This window comes from Fundicoccus sp. Sow4_D5 (genome assembly GCF_052116365.1).
In the GTDB taxonomy this organism is placed as follows: Bacteria; Bacillota; Bacilli; order Lactobacillales; family Aerococcaceae; genus Fundicoccus.
Map to the genome: position 1 here is coordinate 20,575 of NZ_JBQKLF010000007.1, position 19,806 is coordinate 40,380.

A 19,806-nucleotide genomic window follows, 5' to 3' on the forward strand; every position below is an offset into this window, starting at 1 on the left:
GTCATCGGAATAATTATAACAAAATAGCACCCGCATGCCTAGTAGCAAAACTTAGGCTCTCTTTTATTAATTATTCGCCTCGTAAATGCTCTTGTAAAGATACTTCTTGCTTGCCTTCGCGCATCATGAGCGCCTCTAAACTTTCAGCCACCGAGGCTCCTTCATACAAGCGTCGGTACAATGCTTCCGTAATTGGCATTTCAATTTGCTGCTCTTGAGCAAGCTCATAAGCGGCTTTACACGTCAATATACCTTCAACAACCATTTGAACTTCTGCAAAAATTTCTTCACGACCATAACCTTGGGCAATCAAACGCCCCGCTCGCCAGTTTCGTGAATGGGGACTTGTACACGTTACAATCAAATCTCCCACACCACTTAAACCGATAAACGTTAAGGGATCAGCGCCTAATTTTACACCTAGGCGGCTAATTTCAGCCAAACCACGGGTAATTAAAGCGGCCTTGGCATTGTCTCCATAACCCAATTCTTGAATTAGCCCTGCGCCTAACGCAATGATATTCTTCAAAGCAGCACCCAATTCAACACCAATCACATCATTATTCGTATACACACGGAAGTATTTATTCATAAAGACTGCTTGTACTTCTTCAGCTGCAGGTAATGCATGACTGGCAACAGCAACCGTCGTAATATCTTGACGTGCAACCTCTTCTGCATGACTCGGTCCCGAAAGGACAACCAGTGCCTCATAGAGGCTAACATCTAACACTTCTTCAATCACTTGGCTGATTCTCAACTTGCTACCTTGTTCCAAGCCTTTTGTGGCATGAACGATAATAGGTCGTTGACCCTCTTTCAACAGATGATTTAAAGTTTCCATCGTTTGTCGGATAACGCTTGTTGGTAAGACAACTAGAATAATGCGAGCATCTGAAATTGTCGCTGCTAAGTCCGTCGTAGCAAAGATATTCTTCGGGATAAGTGTTCCTGGAAGATACTTTGCATTGATGTGTGTTTGATTAATTTGTCTTGCTTGTTCCTCATCGCGTCCCCAAAGGTGGACGTCATGGCCATTCTCCGCTAATACTTTCGCTAGAGCTGTTCCCCATGATCCAGAACCTAATACTGCAATTTTCACTGTTTCACCTCTTATGCCTTGCGGCTTATTTCATCCTCTTCGTAATAAGGAATTTCTGGGAAGCTTTGTTTACGTCGATAAATCACAAAAACTAACCCTGCCACAACTAAAATCATCGATAACCATTGCGACACACGCAACGGCCCTAAATATAAACTGTCTGTACGCATCCCTTCAATAAAGGCGCGCCCGATCCCATACCAAATAACGTAAGTTGCTGCGATTTCTCCTTGTCGGAAAAACTTTGGTTTGCGTCTTAAAACGAGTATCAGAATTAAACCAAGTAAATTCCAGACGGATTCATATAAGAAAGTCGGATGGTGGTAGACTCCATTCACATTCATCTGTTCAATAATGACATTCGGCAAATACAGGCTTTCTAGGAAGCTACGTGAGACTTCGCCACCGTAGGCTTCTTGGTTGATAAAGTTCCCCCAACGCCCTAATGCTTGCGCCAACATAATCGCTGGAGCCGTTATATCAAAAACAGATGCTGGATTTAATTGGCTGCGTTTACTCATGACATAAATTGTCACAGCTCCGGCAATAATTCCTCCATAGATGGCGATTCCACCTTGCCAAATCATGATGATTTGAGCAGGGTTTGCTAAATAATGTTCTAACCTAAAAGCGACATAGTAAAGTCTTGCGCCGATATAACCGATCACCACCATCCAAAACAAGAGATTGAATAATGTATCTTCATCGATTCCTTTACGTTTACCTTCGCGACTAAAAATGACATAAGCAATTAATATACATAAGCCCATTATTAGCCCATACCAATGCACTGGCCAACCGCCGATATCAAAGGCTATTCGGTCAATGGCTGCAAAAAGTCCTAGATTGATTAATGTCTTCACTTCACTTAAGCCTCACGATTCTTCATGATTAAACGATCTAACTTCTCATTAAATGCTTCCGTTGCATTATAGCCCATTGAATTGGCACGAAAGTTCATAGCAGCAGATTCAACAATCGCAGCTAAATTCCGTCCTGTTTTAACAGGGATTTTAATTTTCGGTACTTGAACTTCAAATATTTGTTCATACTCTCTTTGCGAACCTAAGCGGTCATATTCGATTGTGCCATCATCAATCACTAAGTCAATAATCACTTCTAATTTCTTAGAACGACGGATGGCTGCAACACCATAAAGGCTCATGACATCAATAATTCCTAAACCACGTATTTCTAATAAGTTTTGTAAAATTTCTGGTGCTTCACCAATTAAAGTTAATTCATCAATCATGAACAGATCAACTCGATCATCCGAAATCAAACGGTGTCCTCTTTGAATTAATTCAAGGCCAGTTTCTGATTTACCAACACCGCTGGCTCCCACAAGTAGGACCCCCATTCCAAAAACTTCTACAAACACACCATGTTTCGAGAAACGTTCAGCTAAACGACCTTCTAAAAAATTCGTCATATTCGATAAGACACGACTTGTTTTCGATCGTGAGCCCAAAATAGGGATTTGCAATTCTTGTGTAATTGGAATCAAAGCTGGAGGAACTTCTATTCCACGGCTGACTACAATTGCAGGTGTATCTTCATGACATAATAAGCGGAAAATTTCTTCACATTCTTCTTCTGTTTTTGAATTGATATATGAAATCTCAGTGCGACCAATTAATTGGATCCGCTCATGGGGGTAAAAATTCTTGTATCCCGTTAAAACTAAACCTGGTCTTGAAACCTCACTCGATGTAATATCACGAGCTTTAAACTCCTCACCAAATAGAATTTCTATATCTAGCGTGCTTACTAGCTCTTCTACTGTAACGCTTTTATCCATAACGCTTCGACCTCCGTGACTTTCTTCGTTTTTGGGCATTCTTTACTAATTTATGGTATCACACAAAGCCCTTTATGACTAGAAATAATCTGGTAAGGTCAAGGCTCACTCTCAATCATTCCCAATCTAGAGTATACCCCTAAATATAAAAAAACCGCCTGCTTCATGCAAACGGTCCTAGCTTGATTTATATATTTTCTAACGGTGTTCTTGGCTATCTTGTTTGAATAAGATTGATTGAATGAAGCCTAATATAACTGACGCGAAGACCGCAACTCCAAATGAGCTGATAGCGAAACCGCCAACTAAGCCACTCGTCATATATAAAATAAGCCCTCCAATTAAAACATTCACTATACCCAGCGTTAAAATATTTAAAGGAATGGCGATGAATTTAAGAATTGAACCAACAAAAAAGCTCAAGATTCCATACACAATCGCGCCAAATAACGCCGCCCAGATTCCCGTTATTTGAAGACCTGGGATAATCGCAGCCAAGGCAAGAAAGATAAACGCATTAATCATTATTTTCATATGTTTCTCCCCTTAATGAATGTCATTGTTTTTAAAAGTCGCTCCAGTCATCTTCTTTAAGATTAGGTGTAACATCTTTTCGTTCATTTTTGGTGAAGCGATTTGTTTGACTTGATGCTGAGTTGGTTCGCTTTTGAACATAGCCGTCCACTTGGTAATCATAAGGTAAAACAAGCCCTAAAATGATGTAAAACCAAAAACCAACGCTGCCCATAAAGAATAAGACTAAAAACAGTACTCGCAAGATGGTTGGATCTAAGTTTAAGTATTCACCTAAACCGCCACATACACCCATGACTTGTTTATCTGTTGATGATTTAAATAATCTTTTTTTCATATTGGTATCCTCCTAAGTTTAAGTGTTCAATTAGCTATTAGCCTGCATAACAAATCCAATCAGTAAGTAGGCAATAATACCTACACCACCAAAAATCGCCATTAGAATGTAGAGAACGCGTACGATTGTCGAATCAATATTAAAATATTCTGCTAATCCTCCGCAAACTCCCATAAGTACTTGATCGCTGGTGGATACTTTTAATTTTTTCATGATGTTTCCCCTTTCTATGTGCAATTTTTTCGGGTGACTCACCCACTAGTCAGCTCTTCGCCCAACCTATTCTTTTAGGCTGAGCAAATGACTGAATTGAATTATTTGTCGGAATCTTTCAAGAAGACATCACCTGTTGTAAGTGAAACGTCAATGTCTACTTGTTCAGTTGCTGAATTTAATAGACGTTGCATTTCAGTATGTGATTTACTTTTCACGATGTCTGATACGTTACTTAATCGGTGATGAATGTCTCCAAAGCTTACTTTACAGTCTGCTTCTAAATTCAATTGACTTGGAAGGGATATTTTAACATCGCCGTTCACGCCTTTAATTTTAATTTTGGAAGGTGTTGTATTACGTTTAGTAATAAAGTAGTCAGCGTTGACTGTGTTAGAAATAACGTTTCCTACATTGCCTGCCATTCTAAAATCACCATTTAAATTTTTCAAGCTAATGTCTGCGATATCACTTTCCTTAATCGTTACATCGCCGTTTAATAAATCGAGTTCTAATAATTGAGCTGTTGCATGTTTTAATTTAATATCGCCATTTTTATTCTCAACTAGTAAATCTTTTACATCGATGTGTTTAAACTTTAAGTCACCATTAACAGCTACTACCTTTAATTCATTATAAAGGTGTTTAGGCAATTTAACCACACCATCTAATGAGATTTTCGCATGATTTACATGGAAAAACAACTGTTCTGGTGTATGAGAGATCGTACTTAACTCTATCAAGCGTTCGACCGAAACACTTGGATGATTGCCATGAAAACGAATCTCGCTCTCGATTATAATTGACTCTTCGTCATGGCCAACAAATTCTAATGATCCATTCGTTACTTTGAAATCAAGTATTGTCAAATCACTGGCTGGGTAAACAAATGTGTGGGTTAGCGTTTGAGTTTTTACCCATGGGACATTGACTGATAGATTAACTTCCTTCATGTTGAAATTATTCATCATATCTTTAAACTGACCGCCCATTAATTTACCAAAACTTTTACCTTCTTTTAAAGCGTCTGAACTGATTTGGCTCGCTGCTTCAGATACTTTTTCTGATGCTGAATCAACGAAATGTTTCACTTGATCTTTATATCGGTTAATTTGCGACGCATATAACTCTTCTTGTTCTTGCTTGGTGTCGTGTAATTCTGTCTTAATCGACTCAATCTTCACTTCTAATTCACGAACTTTTACTTCCAAACGGTTTTGTTGCTCAGCCATTTCTTCAGTTAATTCATCTAGTTCAGCAAAAATTTCAATTTCACGTAAACGTTGTTTAGCAATTGTTAAGGCTTCTTCTTTTTTCTGAAGCGTGTCATTTAAGACATCAATCTTAGCCGATAATTCACCCGATTTTTCAGCGACCTTAGCCACTCGTTCTTCTTCGTCAAGTGTTTCACCTTCTAACAATTCTAATTCCTGTTCAGTTGCTTCTATTTCTAATTCTGCGTCTTCTAATTCTTGTTCTAACGCTTCATAGCGTAACTCATCTAAGCCTGGAACATCCATGTCAATTTGGATTTCACGAATTCGTTCTTGCGTTTCAGCAAGTTGATTTTTCAATGCTTGGAGACGTTCTGCTGCTTTGACAACATCCGAAGCGTTCTCGCGCACTGCTTCCTCAACTTCAGTTTGAGCTTGGCGATATTCTTCACTGTAATCTGTTTCGCTTGATTCAGTTTCCTGAGTTGACCCAGTCTCTTTTACATCGTTTGTCACTTTAGATACATAATCCGTTACATTACGTGCGACATTTAAACTTTGATCGACAACTTCCGAAATAATTGAAGAAAACTGTTTACCATAATTAACTTTTGTTTGGCGTTCGTTTGCTTCAGTTTTTTCAGTCGTGTCTGTCGTTTTTTCTGCTTCAACCACTTTGCTTGTTTCGGTTTCTGGAGTGGGACTTGATGTCTGACCAGCTTCTAATAATCTCAATGCCTCGTCCATCGTAATAATATTCTGACGAACTAGTTCAATAATACGTTCTTTCTCATTCATACGAAATGCCTCCTTAAATTTTCCAGTGCTATTTGGTTAGTTTCTATATATCTTCCGTCTACAATACCTATTATGCCAAGAATGTCGCCACATGACATAGGACTAGAGGCCGATATTTATGCAAATACTACTAAAGACTGATAGGATATACTGTTGATTTATTTTTAGGCGATTGTTACGGTCAAAGAAGAGTGAAATTAACATCATGAGTCGAAAATTCAGGCGATACATTACAGCCCTACCCACCATTCAAAAAAAAAAAGAGAACCGCACAATGTGCAGCTCTCAAACTAAGGAACTATTTTGCCTTCTTTAAAATGTCTTTTAAGTATTGTCCAGTATAACTGCCACTGACTTCGGCTACTTCCTCAGGTGTACCAGTCGCAATGATTTCACCACCATTGACACCACCTTCGGGACCTAAGTCAATGACATAGTCAGCAATTTTAATGACATCTAGATTGTGTTCAATGATGACAATCGTATTCCCCGCTTCAACCAAGCGATTAATCACTTTGATTAAACGACGGATATCATGATGATGAAGTCCTGTCGTCGGTTCATCGAGGATATAGAATGTATTACCTGTTGACACTCGCTGAAGTTCAGCGGCCAGTTTCATACGTTGCGCCTCACCACCAGATAAAGTCGTGGCTGATTGTCCCAAACGAATATAGCCTAGGCCGACGTCAATCAGAGTTTGAAGCTTTCTCGCAATTTTAGGATGAGCAGAGAAATACTCTACCCCTTCATCAATTGTCATATTTAAAACATCTGAAATGTTTTTGCCTCTGTATTTAATCTCCAATGTTTCGGAGTTATAGCGAGCACCGCCACACACTTCACACGGAACATAAACGTCTGGTAAGAAGTGCATCTCAATCTTATTAATTCCGCCACCCTGACAGGCTTCACAGCGACCGCCTTTGACGTTAAAACTGAAGCGTCCTTTGCTATAGCCGCGTAGTTTGGCTTCGTTAGTCATCGCAAACAACGCACGAATATCATCAAAAACACTCGTGTAAGTCGCTGGGTTACTTCGTGGGGTTCGTCCAATCGGTGATTGATCGATATCGATAACTTTCTCTATACTTTCATAACCTGAGATTGAATCAAATTTACCCGGTCTTTCTTTCGTGCTTGTCGTTAACTTCGTCAAAGCAACTTTTGCGATACGGTTAACTAACGTACTTTTACCAGAACCCGATACACCGGTGACACACGTCAAACGCCCAATTGGAAATTCAACATCAACGTCTTTCAAGTTGTTCTCGCTCGCGCCAGTAATTTTGACCCAGCCATGGTCTTCTACACGACGTTCGGTTGGTAATGGAATCTTCTCCACACCTGATAGATACTTGCCGGTTAAAGAGGCTGGATTTTTCATGACCTCTTCCGGTGTTCCTTGAGCGACGATTTCGCCACCTTTTTCTCCGGCTCCAGGCCCAATATCTATTAGGTAATCGGCAGCTAGCATCGTTTCTTCATCGTGTTCCACAACAATTAAAGTATTACCTAAATCACGCATTGTTTGCAAAGAATCAATTAAACGCGCATTATCTCTTTGATGAAGACCAATTGACGGTTCATCAAGAATATACATTACCCCACTCAATTGCGAGCCAATTTGCGTCGCCAAACGAATTCGTTGCGCCTCTCCACCCGAAAGTGAGCCCGCGATACGATTCATCGTCAAATAATCTAGACCAACATTCTCTAAGAATGACAAACGGTCCCTGATTTCTTTAATGATTGGTTCCGAAATAATCGATTGACTCGTTGTAAAAGTCATTTCTGCAAAATAGTCTAACGCATCACCGATCGATAATTCTGATACTTCCGCAATATTCTTTTCTCCAACCCTAACTGATAAGGCTGAGTCATTCAGACGTTGCCCATGACATGTTGGACACTCCAACTCAAACATATATTGACGCATGACATCGCGCGTGAAGTCCGACGACGTGTCATTATAACGTCGTTCAACGTTGTTAAATATTCCTTCAAACACATGGTCAACAGTTCTTTGTGCACCTGACATTTGTTTATAAGTGAATTTAAAGTTAGCCGTTGGAGAACCATATTTAAGGAGTTCTTGTGTTTCTGTCGGCAAGTCCTTATAAGGAACATCCATTGGAATGTTACGACTTTTAGCAAATTGCTCTAACATTGACGGATAATAATTTGAGCTAATCGACTGCCATGGTACAAATGCGCCTTCTTCTAATGTTAAATTCTCATCAGGAATCACTAATTCTGGATCGACTGTTAAACGTGAGCCGATACCATCACAACTCGCACACGCACCAAAAGGCGCATTAAACGAAAAGAGGCGCGGCTCTAACTGATCTACAGAAAAGTCACAGAAAGGACAAGCATAATGTTCATTGAAATAAAGCGGTTCTTCTCCCATCACATCAATCACAAGATAACCATCTGAGAATCTTAGTGCTTGTTCAACCGAGTCATATAAACGTGAGCGAATGCCTTCCTTCATAACTAAACGGTCGACTACCACTTCAATCGTATGCTTTTTATTTTTGGATAATTCTGGCACTTCACTCACATCATAGATTTCGCCATCGACACGTACGCGCACAAAACCGTCTTTGTTAATCTGTTCCAACAATTTTTTATGCTGTCCTCTTTGATTACGAACGGCTGGTGTCATGATTTGGATACGTGTTTTATCGGGTAATTCAAGAATTCGATCAACCATTTGTTCAGCAGATTGTCGCTCGATTGGGATATGATGCGTTGGACAATAAGGCACACCAACTCGTGCATATAATAACCTTAAATAATCATTGATTTCGGTCGCAGTTCCGACAGTCGAGCGTGGGTTATGACTCGTCGTTTTCTGATCAATAGATATTGCTGGACTTAACCCTTCGATTGAGTCCACATCTGGTTTATCCATTTGCCCTAAAAACTGGCGTGCATAAGCGGATAAACTCTCAACATAGCGTCTTTGCCCTTCCGCATACAGCGTATCAAAGGCTAAAGAACTTTTCCCCGAACCAGATAGTCCTGTCATAACGACTAATTGATCTCGAGGAATTTCTACATCGATGTTTTTTAAGTTGTGTGACCGTGCACCACGCACGATTATTTTATCTTTTGCCATCTCGAAGTGTCCCCATTTCATCTTTTTCAAATTTACTATGTTATTATATCACAACTTCTCTGCTAAAACAGAATGTATGTTCGCATTTATTAAAAAATTATACTTTTGACTATCTATATTAATATTAGTACAAATCTCGTTTTATACCAAATAATCTGCTAGCTCTTTGGCCAGAATAATTTTTTCAATCTTTTCTAAAAAAAATACGCCCCGCACAAAGGCGGTAGCGTATTAGGAGTTTTTAATCTTCAGTTTAAATTATTGAGCGACTTCTTCCCACTCAGTTACTTCACCTAAGAAGATTTGTTTAACGTGGTCTAATGAAATATCAGATAATGGGTTTTCAGGGTGAACAATTACTGCGATACCATCGATAGCAACAGCATCGTAGTTTAACGCTTCTTTTTCATCATCAGATAAATCACGAGAAGCCATACCTAATTCAGCTGTTCCGTTCATTGCTGCTTCCATACCTGCAGAAGAACCGTTTGATGTAATATTAATTGTTACACCTTCGTTTAATTCTGAGTAAGCTTCAGCTAATTTCTCCATGATTGGGCTCACTGATGTCGATCCAACGACTTCGATTGTTCCTTCTAAACCAGCTGCTTCATAAGAAGGTAATTCTACAGCTTCTTCTGTTGCTGCTTCTTCTGTTGACTCTTCAGTAGCTTCTTCTTCTCCAGCTGAACGAGTAACTTGTACGTAACCTTCTTCTTCAACGATCGCTTGTCCTTGTGCAGAGTATACGAAGTCCAAGAAATCTACTGCAACTTCAGATAATTCAGCATCTTTAGTCCAAGCAACGTTAAATGGACGAGCAATTGGGTAAGAACCATTTGTAACGTTTTCCGATGACACTTCAACACCGTCAACCGCTAAACCTTTAACTTCATCACCTAATGATCCTAATGAAATATAACCGATTGATTGAACATCACCTGCAACAGTTTGCATAACACCGTTTGTAGAGTTTTGGATAACTGCGTCTAATGTAGTCATGTCATTATCGTCTTCGTCAACTACACCAACGATTTCAACGAATGCGCCACGAGTTCCTGAACCGTCTTCACGTGAAACTACACCGATATATCCTTCTTGTGCTAAAACTGGTGTTACCGCAGAAAATGCTAATCCTGCAACTGCTAATAATGGTAAAGCCTTTAATGATTTTTTCATTAAGTACATCTCCTTTAAATTTGAAATTCTTATTGACTCTCGACAACTAAATCAATCGTCTAATAAGTAATCACTTATCAGTACACCTTGTATTATAGCGAGGGAATATAAATTCGGTGTAAATGTTATGTAAATTTTGTGTAAAGCTCAATTAACGTTGCATTATAAGGAACAAGCTTTATTTCCAAAGGAAATGATGGTGCTAAGAGGAGCGATTTTATATTTACAAATAGTGTTGACTATCCATAACGCCAGAGTAATCCCAACTTAAGAAGTCATTCTTCTTTATGCCATAAAGAAACCGCCTAACGTCGAATGACGCCAGGCGGTTTCTAAAGTGATTGCTTATACCCACTATTTATTTAATTCGATAATCTCGCCCGTATTCAAGTAAACGATACGTTCACAAATATTTGTTACGTAGTCACCAATACGTTCTAAACTGTTTCCAATATTAATGTAGCTGATTCCACTTGGCACCATCTCTGTGTTCTTCTGCATGCGTCTAGCACTCTCGTTGTAAATTTCTTTCAAACCAGCATCAACCACTTCATCAAGCATCGCAACTTTTCTAGCGGTTGCTGCATCACGATTAACAAATGCATCCATCGCATCTGAAATCATTGTTTGGGCTGTTTCTGCCATTCTATTCACGACATCGTTTAATTGATCGACTTGTTGTTCCGTTTCTTGACGGCGAATTACTGCACGACCAATAGAAACCGCATGATCAGCTATTCGTTCAATATCGAGACTCGCTGTTAAAACTGTAAAGACTAAACGTAAATCTGAAGCAACTGGTTGTTGCAAGGCAATAATACGAAAAGCTTCTTTTTCAATTTCAACGGTCAACGCATTGATTCTTAAATCATCCGCAAATAATTCCTTTGCCAATTCTTTATCACTGGTGTTGTGAGCTTTAATCGCTTTATGAACTGACTCATTTGCTGCAATACCTAATTTTGTTAAATGGACGAATAAAGATTTTAATTCTTCTTCAAACACTTTTCTCAAAATTAACCCTCCTAATTTAGCTATTAAATAGTTTAACCGAAACGACCTGAAATATAATCATTAGTTCTTTGATCCTTTGGGTTACTGAAAATAGATTCAGTATCGTTAAATTCTATCACTTCTCCATTCAAGAAGAAAGCGGTTTTATCCGAAATTCGTGCGGCTTGTTGCATATTATGAGTAACAATTACAACAGTATATTTCTCTTTTAGTTCATCAATTAAGTCTTCAACCTTGTTAGTCGAAATTGGGTCTAGTGCCGAAGTCGGTTCATCCATTAATAACACTTCTGGATCATTAGCAATTGCACGTGCAATACAAATACGTTGTTGTTGCCCTCCAGAAATATCCGTTGCTTTACGATGGAGTTTGTCTTTCACTTCATCCCAGATAGCAGCTCCGCGAAGGCTCTCTTCAACAATTTGGTCTAACTGTGCAGAATCTTTTACCCCATGAGTACGCGGTCCGTAAGCAATATTATCATAAATACTCTTAGGAAATGGGTTAGGGTGTTGGAAAACCATTCCGACGCGTTTTCTTAGTTCATTGACATCATAATTTTTTTGATGAATATCTTGACCATCTAAAGAAATTAAGCCTTGATGTTTAGCATAAGGTACTAAATCTTGCATTCTATTCAATGTTTTGATAAAGGTTGATTTACCACATCCTGAAGGTCCAATAAAAGCTGTTACGAGATTTTCTTCAATATCCATATTGATGTTTTTCAACGCATGAAAATCACCATAGTAAAAATCAAGATCACTAATTTTAAATTTAACTTTTCCAGCACCATTCGTAGCGTTCGCATCTTTTGCTTTTAATGTCACAGACATATTATTCGCCATATTATTTTCCTCCTGAACCTATTTTTTTACCGATAAGCGTTGATAAGCCATTAATAATTAACACGATGACAATCAATACAGTCGCAGTTGCGTAAGCTTCATTCACGTGAAAGCCTTCGTTTGATAAAACATACATATGAACCGCTAACGTACGTCCAGATGACGTTAAGCCATTGATCATACCACTTGAAGATCCCATCGTATAAAGCAAGGCAGCCGATTCACCAACGATACGGCCAATTGCTAGAATAATACCAGAGATAATACCCGGCATTGCGACTGGTAAAACGACTGTAAAAATGGTTCTTAACTGACCGGCACCTAGTGCTAAACTCCCCATTCTTAATGAGTTATCTACTGAAAGTAAAGCTTCTTCAGTTGATGAAATAATCACAGGTAAAATCATAATTGTGAGCGTAAGAATCCCTGCAATATGCGAATACCCCATATCCATTTGAATGACAAAGAATAACATCCCGAATAACCCAAATACGATAGACGGAACAGCTGCTAGCGTATCCGTTGCTAAACGAATCACTTTAAGAAAACGACTGCCACGGTTAGCATACTCGACTAAATAAAAGGCAGTAAACACACCAATTGGTGCTGCAAATAACAATGAGAGTCCAATCATTATTAATGTCGAAATAATCGCTGGCATCATTGAAACGTTGTTAGAGGTATACTTCCATTCAAATAATCCCCAATTCATTGCTGGAATACCATTCCATAATATAAACAGAATAATATAAGCGAGCGTGCCAAGCGTAAACAAAGCGGCTGCCCAAACAAGAAACTTAGTTAAATTAAATTTTCCCATTATCGTTGCTCTCCTCTCGCCTTAATTACCATGAAGACTGAGTTAATAATAATGATAAAGATGAACAAGACTGCTGCAGTAGCAATTAACGCTTGTCTGTGGTCTCCAGAAGCATAACCCATCTCTAAGACAATATTGGTTGTTAACGTACGCACGCCATCAGTCAAGCTATCTGGAATTCTTGGTTGATTACCAGCCACTAATACAACAGCCATTGTCTCGCCGATTGCTCGACCAATACCTAGAATTATCGATGACAGAATGCCTGAACTCGCTGCGGGTACAACCACTCGCATTACTGAGCGTTCATGTGTCGCACCTAAGCCAACACTTGCTTGATAATAAGAATCAGGCACCGCACGAATCGATGCTTCAGACATCCCGATAATTGTCGGTAAAATCATGATTCCTAAAAGGATCGACGCAGTTACCATATTCATACCATTACCTGGCATAATATTTCTCATCAACGGCACTAAGATTTGTAACGCAAAGAAACCGTAAACGATCGATGGAATTGCAGCCATCAAATTAATTGCTGGCTTAAATAATTTATATAATGAAGGCGGGCAGAATTTAGCCATAAAGATTGCCGTTAGAACGCCAATCGGCACACCGACTACAATTGCACCTACTGTAACTAAAACCGACCCAATAATCATTGGTAAAATACCAAATGATGGAGTCGATGCATTTGGTCTCCAGTTAGTACCAAAAATCACATCAAAGAAGCCTTTTTCTGCTAAAAAAGGTAAGCCTCCATCAAATTCTAAGAGACGTCCATCTGGTGTATCAACGACTCTACCTCCAATAAAAATAAAGTAGAAAATCAATAAGATTGAGATAATTGAAATGAGTGCACAGAACATGAACACATATTTCATAAACTTCTCGCTAAAATCACGTTGCATATTTTCTCTCCTTCACATGTTTACACATACGATGACAACTTGGCCAGCATAATTTAAGTAATTCTAGTACATTGTACCCGTGGATTGTAAATTTAATGTAAATTTTGTGTAAATTTTGTGTCAACTGGAAAGTTTCATCTCAGTTTAATTTTTAAATGTTTTTATTGAAAAATGTAAGGCTATTATGTTTTTGTACAATAAAAAAAAGCCATGAGCACTTCACTCGTAGCTTTATCTTTATTTATATGCATTTATTGAATTGTAAATATAGTAACAGCAGTTAGTTGAATTAATCTTATTCTTTCGGAAGCGTAACGGTAAAGGTTGATCCTTTTCCAGCTTCACTCTCTAATTCAATTTTTCCGTTTAGGTTTTTTATCAAGTTACGTACAATTGACAAACCTAAACCGGTTCCTCCTGAGTTACGGCTACGCCCTTTATCTACACGATAAAAGCGCTCAAAAATCCTTTCCAAATTCTCTTCTGGAATTCCAATCCCTGTATCACTCACTGAAAACTTAACCTGATGTTTTTTATTCCAAACCTGAATGTTAATTTTACTATTTACGTCTGAGTAATTAATCGCATTGTCAATTAAATTAGTAAAAATTTGTTCAATCCGATGTTGATCACCTGTATATAAAACCGGTTCTTCTGCTGATATGGAAATTAAAATATTCTTCTTTCCGGCTTTTTTTAAGAAAAAATCAGTCATCGAATGAGCAACTTCAACCACATCAAATTGTGCGTTAATTAAAGGCACCGTCCGCTTTTCAACTCGAGATAACTCTAGAATATCGTTAATAATCACTTCTAGACGATTACTTTCATTTGCAATAATCTCTACAAAATTATTTGCTAACTTGGGATTATCTAAAGCTCCAGATAGTAAGGTTTCTGCAAAACCTTTAATCGCAGTCACCGGTGTACGCAACTCATGCGACGCGTTCGCCACAAATTCTGTTCGCACGTTTTCTAAGCGATGAATTTCTGTCACATCATATAATAAAACTAACACTGATCCATGGGTCCTAATATCCTCTTGTGTGAAAGGAATGATATTGACATCGATGTAACGAGACTTGGGAATAAACATCTCCACCTCATCACTCATCGCGATACCGGAGTCTGCTACTATTTTTATCATATTAATTAACAGAAAACTTTTAATAACCGACTCATAAGAACGACCAATCGCTGTCCCATCCAAGACTAACATCTTCTTAGCCGCTGGATTATACAATTCAATTTTTCCATTCTGATTGACTACTACCACCCCTAAAATCAAGTGGTCCAATAAAAGCGATAATTGTTGTTGACTCATGAATAAGACACTACGCTGATTAGCTAACTTCTTTACTACTTGATTCGTCGTCTGACCTAAATGATTAATAGCCGGTAAATTGACTCCGGTATATTCAAATGAAAAATCAGCATCTAACAAGCCTTTAATACCTTCTTCGATTTTATCCAAAGGTTCATTCACATTATGTAACATTTCTTTATAAATAATGACCGTTAAAAAGATAATCATCATTATCATTAATAGTAACGTTGTCCAAAAGGCTCGCTGGTGCGTGCGAAAGAAGCTTGCGGGTACCGTCTCAATAACCCATAAATCTAGAGCGTCATCTCCAATGCGATAGGCAATTCCATTGATTCGTTGGTCTTTCCAATGAACAACAGTATCTTCCGCTTGCGTAATTGCCTGTTTAATCGCATTAATTTGCGGACGTGTGATGACTTGAGCACTCTTGTCAATAAATAAAAATTCTGGCACTGCTTTAGTAACAATCTGTTCACGCTCAACGAGTCCGACGGCCCGATTATCTGGCAAACGATTTGAATAGAGCTTCACCTGTTTGATATATTCTTGTGCTGTTTCTTTTTCGATCCCCGCCTCAATACTTTGAGAATGAATTCTTGCATTCTCTACTAATGACTCTTCCAAACCTGCTTTAATGCTATTTTGTAACCCTCGTGAAAAAATCAAGACTAAACTAAAAATAGCGAGCAAACCCACTAATAATCGACGATTGCGTTGCAAAGTTTGGCGGAAAATCATTCTTCAGGCACCTCAAATTTATAACCAAAACCACGAACTGTTTTGATATACTCTGGATTTTTCGTATCTTTTTCAATTTTTTCTCTTAAATGACTAATGTGAACATCTACAATACGAGTTTCGCCAGCATAATCGAAATTCCAAATTCGATTCAATAACTGATCTCGACTTAAAATGCGCCCTTTGCGTGTTGCCATATAAAGTAGCAGTTCAAATTCTTTAGGCGTCACTTCAATTTCTTTATCCGCTATCCTAACTTCATAGCGATCTGAATAAATTTCAAGTTCCCCAATTTTAATCACTTCTTCAGCTTCTTCGTCTGTATCCATCGCAAACTTCTTGTCTGCTTCATCATTTATATTACTTGTTACTGACTGACTTGAATCCAGATCAAGTTCGACATCAGTTCTTCTAAAAATTGCTTTAATCCTCGCTAGTACCTCTCGTGGACTAAAAGGTTTCGTCATGTAGTCATCTGCCCCTAATTCTAAGCCGATAATTTTATCATACTCATCATCTTTAGCAGTTAACATTAGGATTGGTGTGTTAATTCGATCGCGCCTCACTCGGCGGCAAACATCCATTCCATCCATTCCAGGCAACATAATATCCAATATAATAAAATCAAACGTCTCTTTTTTGATTAACTTATACGCGGTTTTACCGTCCATGGCAGTCACCACTTCATAACCCGACTGCGCTAAATTGTACTCCAGTAGCGTTAAAATAGATTGCTCATCATCAACTATTAGAACCTTCTTCATTCTTGGCCTCCTATAAGTCAGCAAACAAATTAATGTGCTGGGATAGTGATCGATATCATACCTCTCTTATCCTATCAAATTAAATGTAAGAAGAAAAGAAATCAATAATATTCCAAAGATATAAACAAAAATAGTTCGACCAACAGCAAAAGAAGGATACTTTGCTAATTGACCGAACATTTCTTTTTTATTTAATTGACTAATAATGATTTTACGGAACGTCTCGCTCCAACGACGCCCAACACCATGCCCAAAGCGACCATGCCCAAACCGATATAAATAATAGAGGGTAAGGTGGGGATAAGAAAACTCGTATTAATTGCAAATAGTTCGGCGGCCGCGTTTTGTAAACCTTGATACACTGCGTATAAAACAGCAATTGCAAAGCCTGAACCGACAATACCGATTATGGCACCTTCATAAACAAATGGCGCACGAATAAAACTATTTTTGGCTCCTACTAGACGCATAATTTCTATTTCAGTTTGACGCGCATAAACGGTCAAGCGAATCGTATTAGAAATTAAAAGGACGGCAATGACCACAAACACGGCAGCCAATAACGCTAAAACGTACCTCGTCACTTCAATCGCATTAATTAAACCACTCAAATCAATTGAGCCTAAGTTAGCCACTAATACGTAATCTAATGCATTGATTTCTTCAACGACTGATTCGATATTCTGTGGCCCTGATACATGCACTAAATACATATTATTTAATGGATTAGAGTCCCCTTCTAATTCATCGAAGTTATTGGTAATTATTTCCTGATATTCAGCCAACTCGTCTTCTTTAGAACGGTAAACAACCTCTTCGACATTTTCAATCGCAGCGATTCGCTCCTCTAGAAGCGCTTCGTTTTCTTGGCTAGCTACTGGATCAATGTTGACACGAATCTGAATTTCTTGTTCAACTTCTGTTGTCAACTTTTGAATATTTGAAAAAACTAATACCAAGCTACCAACCATAAACATTGTCACAGTCATCGCTAAAATCGACGCAGTTGTCATCCAGCCATTTCTAAAGAGATTTCGGAAAGCATCGCGAATATGACGAAAGAAATTTCTAATTAATTTCACGATAATCCCCCTTATATAAATCACTAATCAAACGGCCCTGTTCTAAGCGAAGAACGCGATGCTTGCGTTGATTCACTAAATAATCGTTATGAGTTCCCATAATAACCGTTGTACCAGATTGGTTGATATCTTCTAATATTTGCATAATCTCCATTGCAGTATCCGGATCCAAGTTTCCAGTCGGTTCATCTGCTACTAATACTTTGGGTTTATTAGCAATCGCTCGCGCAATTGCAATTCTTTGCTGCTCTCCACCTGATAGTTCATCGGGATACTGGTGAACCTTATGGCTCAAACCAATTAAATTCAGCACTTCATTCACGCGTTGTTTAATCTCTTTACCACTTGCCCCAGTCACTTCTAGTGCATAGGCAATATTTTCAAAAGCAGTTAAATTGGGTAATAGTTTAAAATCTTGAAAAACTACCCCCACATCCCGACGTAAAAAAGGTAGTTGTTTCTTTTTAATTTTACTAACATTAAACTTACCGACAACCATTTTTCCTGCAGTTGCTATTACTTCTCGATTGAGTAATTTCATAAACGTTGATTTACCCGAACCACTTGGTCCAATCACATAAACAAACTCTCCCTGTTCGATTCGTAGAGTTATGTCATTAACCGCAACAATACCATTATCATATTGCTTGCTTACATTCGTTAATTGAATCATTTTTGTCTCACTTTCTATCGCTTCTGTTTAGTGCCACTATCATACCATATCATGTTTCGACCGTGAACTTATCACAAACGAATAACAGTAGATTAACGAATTCTTACAATTGTAATCACTTAATCGTTATCGACAAGCGACCATTTTAGATAGGCATCGATAAATCCGGTCAACTCGCCGTCCATCACCGCTTGTGTATTACCTACTTCAAAATCTGTACGGTGATCTTTAACCATTGAGTATGGATGAAAAACATATGATCTAATCTGTGAACCCCAAGCGATTTCTTTTTGCTCACCTTTAATGGCTGCCATTTCTTGCGCCTTTAATTCTTCTTCGCGTTGATATAACTTTGCTTTCAACATGTTCATCGCTAAATCTCGGTTTTGGAACTGTGATCGCTGGGACTGACTTTGAGTCACTAGGCCCGTTGGAATATGTGTAATTCGGATGGCAGAGGACGTTTTGTTAACGTGCTGTCCTCCTGCACCACTCGCACGGTAAGTATCAATACGTAGATCATCCGGATTAATTTCTATCTCAATGCTATCATCTAACATTGGCGTCACCTCAATCGAACAAAACGATGTATGACGACGGCTATTAGAATCAAATGGCGAGATTCTCACTAAACGATGAACACCCTTTTCGGATTTCAAATAACCGTAAGCATTATGACCTTCTATTTCTAAGGTCACACTCTTGATCCCCGCTTCCTCACCATCTTGATAATCGAGTATATTCACCTTATAGCCTTGTTTTTCAGCATAACGTTGGTACATCCGTAACAACATACTGCCCCAATCTTGAGATTCTGTTCCTCCAGCTCCTGGATGGATTTCTAGAACGGCATTGTTGCCATCAAGTGGATTAGACAATAACATTTTCATCTCATAATCATTGATTTTCGCTCTTAAAACTTGCGATTGCTCAGCGGCCTCAGTGAATAAATCAGCATCTTGAGATTCTTCATATAATTCTAAAGCCATCTCAATCTCTTCTAATTGGCTTTGTAAATCATTAATTGTTTGATAAGAGTCTTTTGCTACATTCAATTGTGCAATGACTTTTTGGGCTTTTTCATTGTCATCCCAAAAATCGCTCGCAGTCATTTGATCTTCATAGGCTGCTATATCTGACTCGAGTTGTTCTAAGTCAAAGAGACCCCCTAAAACTTGATAACGATTGGTTAGCAGAATCAATAAATTGTTTTATTTCATATAATTCCATTTAATCAGCTCCTCAGCTTGAAAAGTTTACGTGTAAATTCACCTAATATTCTACTCTTATTTTCTCACTAAAATGAGGATAAGAACAGGAAAAA

General features: G+C 38.4%; 18 protein-coding genes. All 18 read right to left on the minus strand.

Translation table 11 applies throughout. The features are described 5' to 3' along the window. Positions 1 to 70: 70 nt before the first annotated feature. The 18 genes from ACTQ45_RS08885 to prfB all read right to left on the minus strand — a co-directional run bounded on the left by ACTQ45_RS08885 (position 71) and on the right by prfB (position 19,712). On the minus strand, positions 71 to 1,102 hold the full coding sequence (locus ACTQ45_RS08885) for an NAD(P)H-dependent glycerol-3-phosphate dehydrogenase (RefSeq protein WP_441752992.1): 1,032 nt from the start codon (positions 1,100 to 1,102) through the stop codon (positions 71 to 73). Positions 1,103 to 1,113: 11 nt separating this feature from the next. Beyond that, a complete protein-coding gene (lgt, locus tag ACTQ45_RS08890) occupies positions 1,114 to 1,965 on the minus strand; it encodes a prolipoprotein diacylglyceryl transferase (RefSeq protein WP_441752994.1) in 852 nt (283 codons plus the stop codon). A 5-nt stretch (positions 1,966 to 1,970) separates the two neighbouring features. Next, the gene (gene hprK, locus ACTQ45_RS08895) at positions 1,971 to 2,903 is read right to left on the minus strand and encodes an HPr(Ser) kinase/phosphatase (protein ID WP_441752996.1); all 933 of its coding nucleotides are present in this window, start codon (positions 2,901 to 2,903) and stop codon (positions 1,971 to 1,973) included. A 198-nt stretch (positions 2,904 to 3,101) separates the two neighbouring features. Further along, positions 3,102 to 3,437: a phage holin family protein gene (locus ACTQ45_RS08900; RefSeq protein WP_441752997.1), complete on the minus strand. Its 336-nt coding sequence runs from the start codon at positions 3,435 to 3,437 to the stop codon at positions 3,102 to 3,104. Positions 3,438 to 3,468: 31 nt separating this feature from the next. After that, the gene (locus ACTQ45_RS08905; protein WP_441763480.1) at positions 3,469 to 3,774 is read right to left on the minus strand and encodes a PspC domain-containing protein; all 306 of its coding nucleotides are present in this window, start codon (positions 3,772 to 3,774) and stop codon (positions 3,469 to 3,471) included. 30 nt (positions 3,775 to 3,804) lie between these two features. After that, the gene (locus ACTQ45_RS08910; protein WP_441753001.1) at positions 3,805 to 3,987 is read right to left on the minus strand and encodes a PspC domain-containing protein; all 183 of its coding nucleotides are present in this window, start codon (positions 3,985 to 3,987) and stop codon (positions 3,805 to 3,807) included. Between the two features lie 101 nt (positions 3,988 to 4,088). Next, a complete protein-coding gene (locus ACTQ45_RS08915) occupies positions 4,089 to 5,999 on the minus strand; it encodes a DUF4097 family beta strand repeat-containing protein (RefSeq protein WP_441763481.1) in 1,911 nt (636 codons plus the stop codon). A 298-nt stretch (positions 6,000 to 6,297) separates the two neighbouring features. Beyond that, complete coding sequence (uvrA, locus tag ACTQ45_RS08920) at positions 6,298 to 9,126, minus strand: excinuclease ABC subunit UvrA (protein ID WP_441763482.1); 2,829 nt, start codon at positions 9,124 to 9,126, stop codon at positions 6,298 to 6,300. 258 nt (positions 9,127 to 9,384) lie between these two features. After that, positions 9,385 to 10,305, minus strand: a complete 921-nt coding sequence (locus ACTQ45_RS08925) for a substrate-binding domain-containing protein (protein ID WP_441763483.1) — start codon at positions 10,303 to 10,305, stop codon at positions 9,385 to 9,387. A 354-nt stretch (positions 10,306 to 10,659) separates the two neighbouring features. After that, complete coding sequence (gene phoU, locus ACTQ45_RS08930; RefSeq protein ID WP_441753169.1) at positions 10,660 to 11,310, minus strand: phosphate signaling complex protein PhoU; 651 nt, start codon at positions 11,308 to 11,310, stop codon at positions 10,660 to 10,662. Positions 11,311 to 11,351: 41 nt separating this feature from the next. Continuing rightward, on the minus strand, positions 11,352 to 12,155 hold the full coding sequence (pstB, locus tag ACTQ45_RS08935) for a phosphate ABC transporter ATP-binding protein PstB (protein WP_441753170.1): 804 nt from the start codon (positions 12,153 to 12,155) through the stop codon (positions 11,352 to 11,354). A gap of 13 nt (positions 12,156 to 12,168) precedes the next feature. After that, on the minus strand, positions 12,169 to 12,987 hold the full coding sequence (gene pstA / locus ACTQ45_RS08940) for a phosphate ABC transporter permease PstA (RefSeq protein WP_441753008.1): 819 nt from the start codon (positions 12,985 to 12,987) through the stop codon (positions 12,169 to 12,171). Further along, a complete protein-coding gene (pstC, locus tag ACTQ45_RS08945) occupies positions 12,987 to 13,898 on the minus strand; it encodes a phosphate ABC transporter permease subunit PstC (protein ID WP_441753009.1) in 912 nt (303 codons plus the stop codon). Before pstC ends, pstA begins: the two co-directional genes overlap by 1 nt. A gap of 295 nt (positions 13,899 to 14,193) precedes the next feature. Continuing rightward, the gene (gene pnpS / locus ACTQ45_RS08950) at positions 14,194 to 15,963 is read right to left on the minus strand and encodes a two-component system histidine kinase PnpS (protein ID WP_441753011.1); all 1,770 of its coding nucleotides are present in this window, start codon (positions 15,961 to 15,963) and stop codon (positions 14,194 to 14,196) included. Continuing rightward, positions 15,960 to 16,727 carry a response regulator gene (locus ACTQ45_RS08955; RefSeq protein WP_441753012.1) on the minus strand — a complete coding sequence of 256 codons (768 nt, stop codon included), beginning with the start codon at positions 16,725 to 16,727 and terminating at the stop codon, positions 15,960 to 15,962. The genes pnpS and ACTQ45_RS08955 overlap by 4 nt, the downstream gene beginning before the upstream one ends. A 191-nt stretch (positions 16,728 to 16,918) precedes the next feature. Then, a complete protein-coding gene (ftsX, locus tag ACTQ45_RS08960; RefSeq protein WP_441763484.1) occupies positions 16,919 to 17,809 on the minus strand; it encodes a permease-like cell division protein FtsX in 891 nt (296 codons plus the stop codon). Beyond that, positions 17,796 to 18,482 carry a cell division ATP-binding protein FtsE gene (ftsE, locus tag ACTQ45_RS08965; protein WP_441763485.1) on the minus strand — a complete coding sequence of 229 codons (687 nt, stop codon included), beginning with the start codon at positions 18,480 to 18,482 and terminating at the stop codon, positions 17,796 to 17,798. The genes ftsX and ftsE overlap by 14 nt, the downstream gene beginning before the upstream one ends. A 119-nt stretch (positions 18,483 to 18,601) precedes the next feature. Further along, positions 18,602 to 19,712 (minus strand): peptide chain release factor 2 gene (gene prfB / locus ACTQ45_RS08970; protein ID WP_441753017.1). Its coding sequence is split into 2 segments (ribosomal slippage): positions 18,602 to 19,639 and positions 19,641 to 19,712, totalling 1,110 coding nucleotides; the frame shifts between segments, so codons are not numbered across the junction. Positions 19,713 to 19,806: the final 94 nt, after the last annotated feature.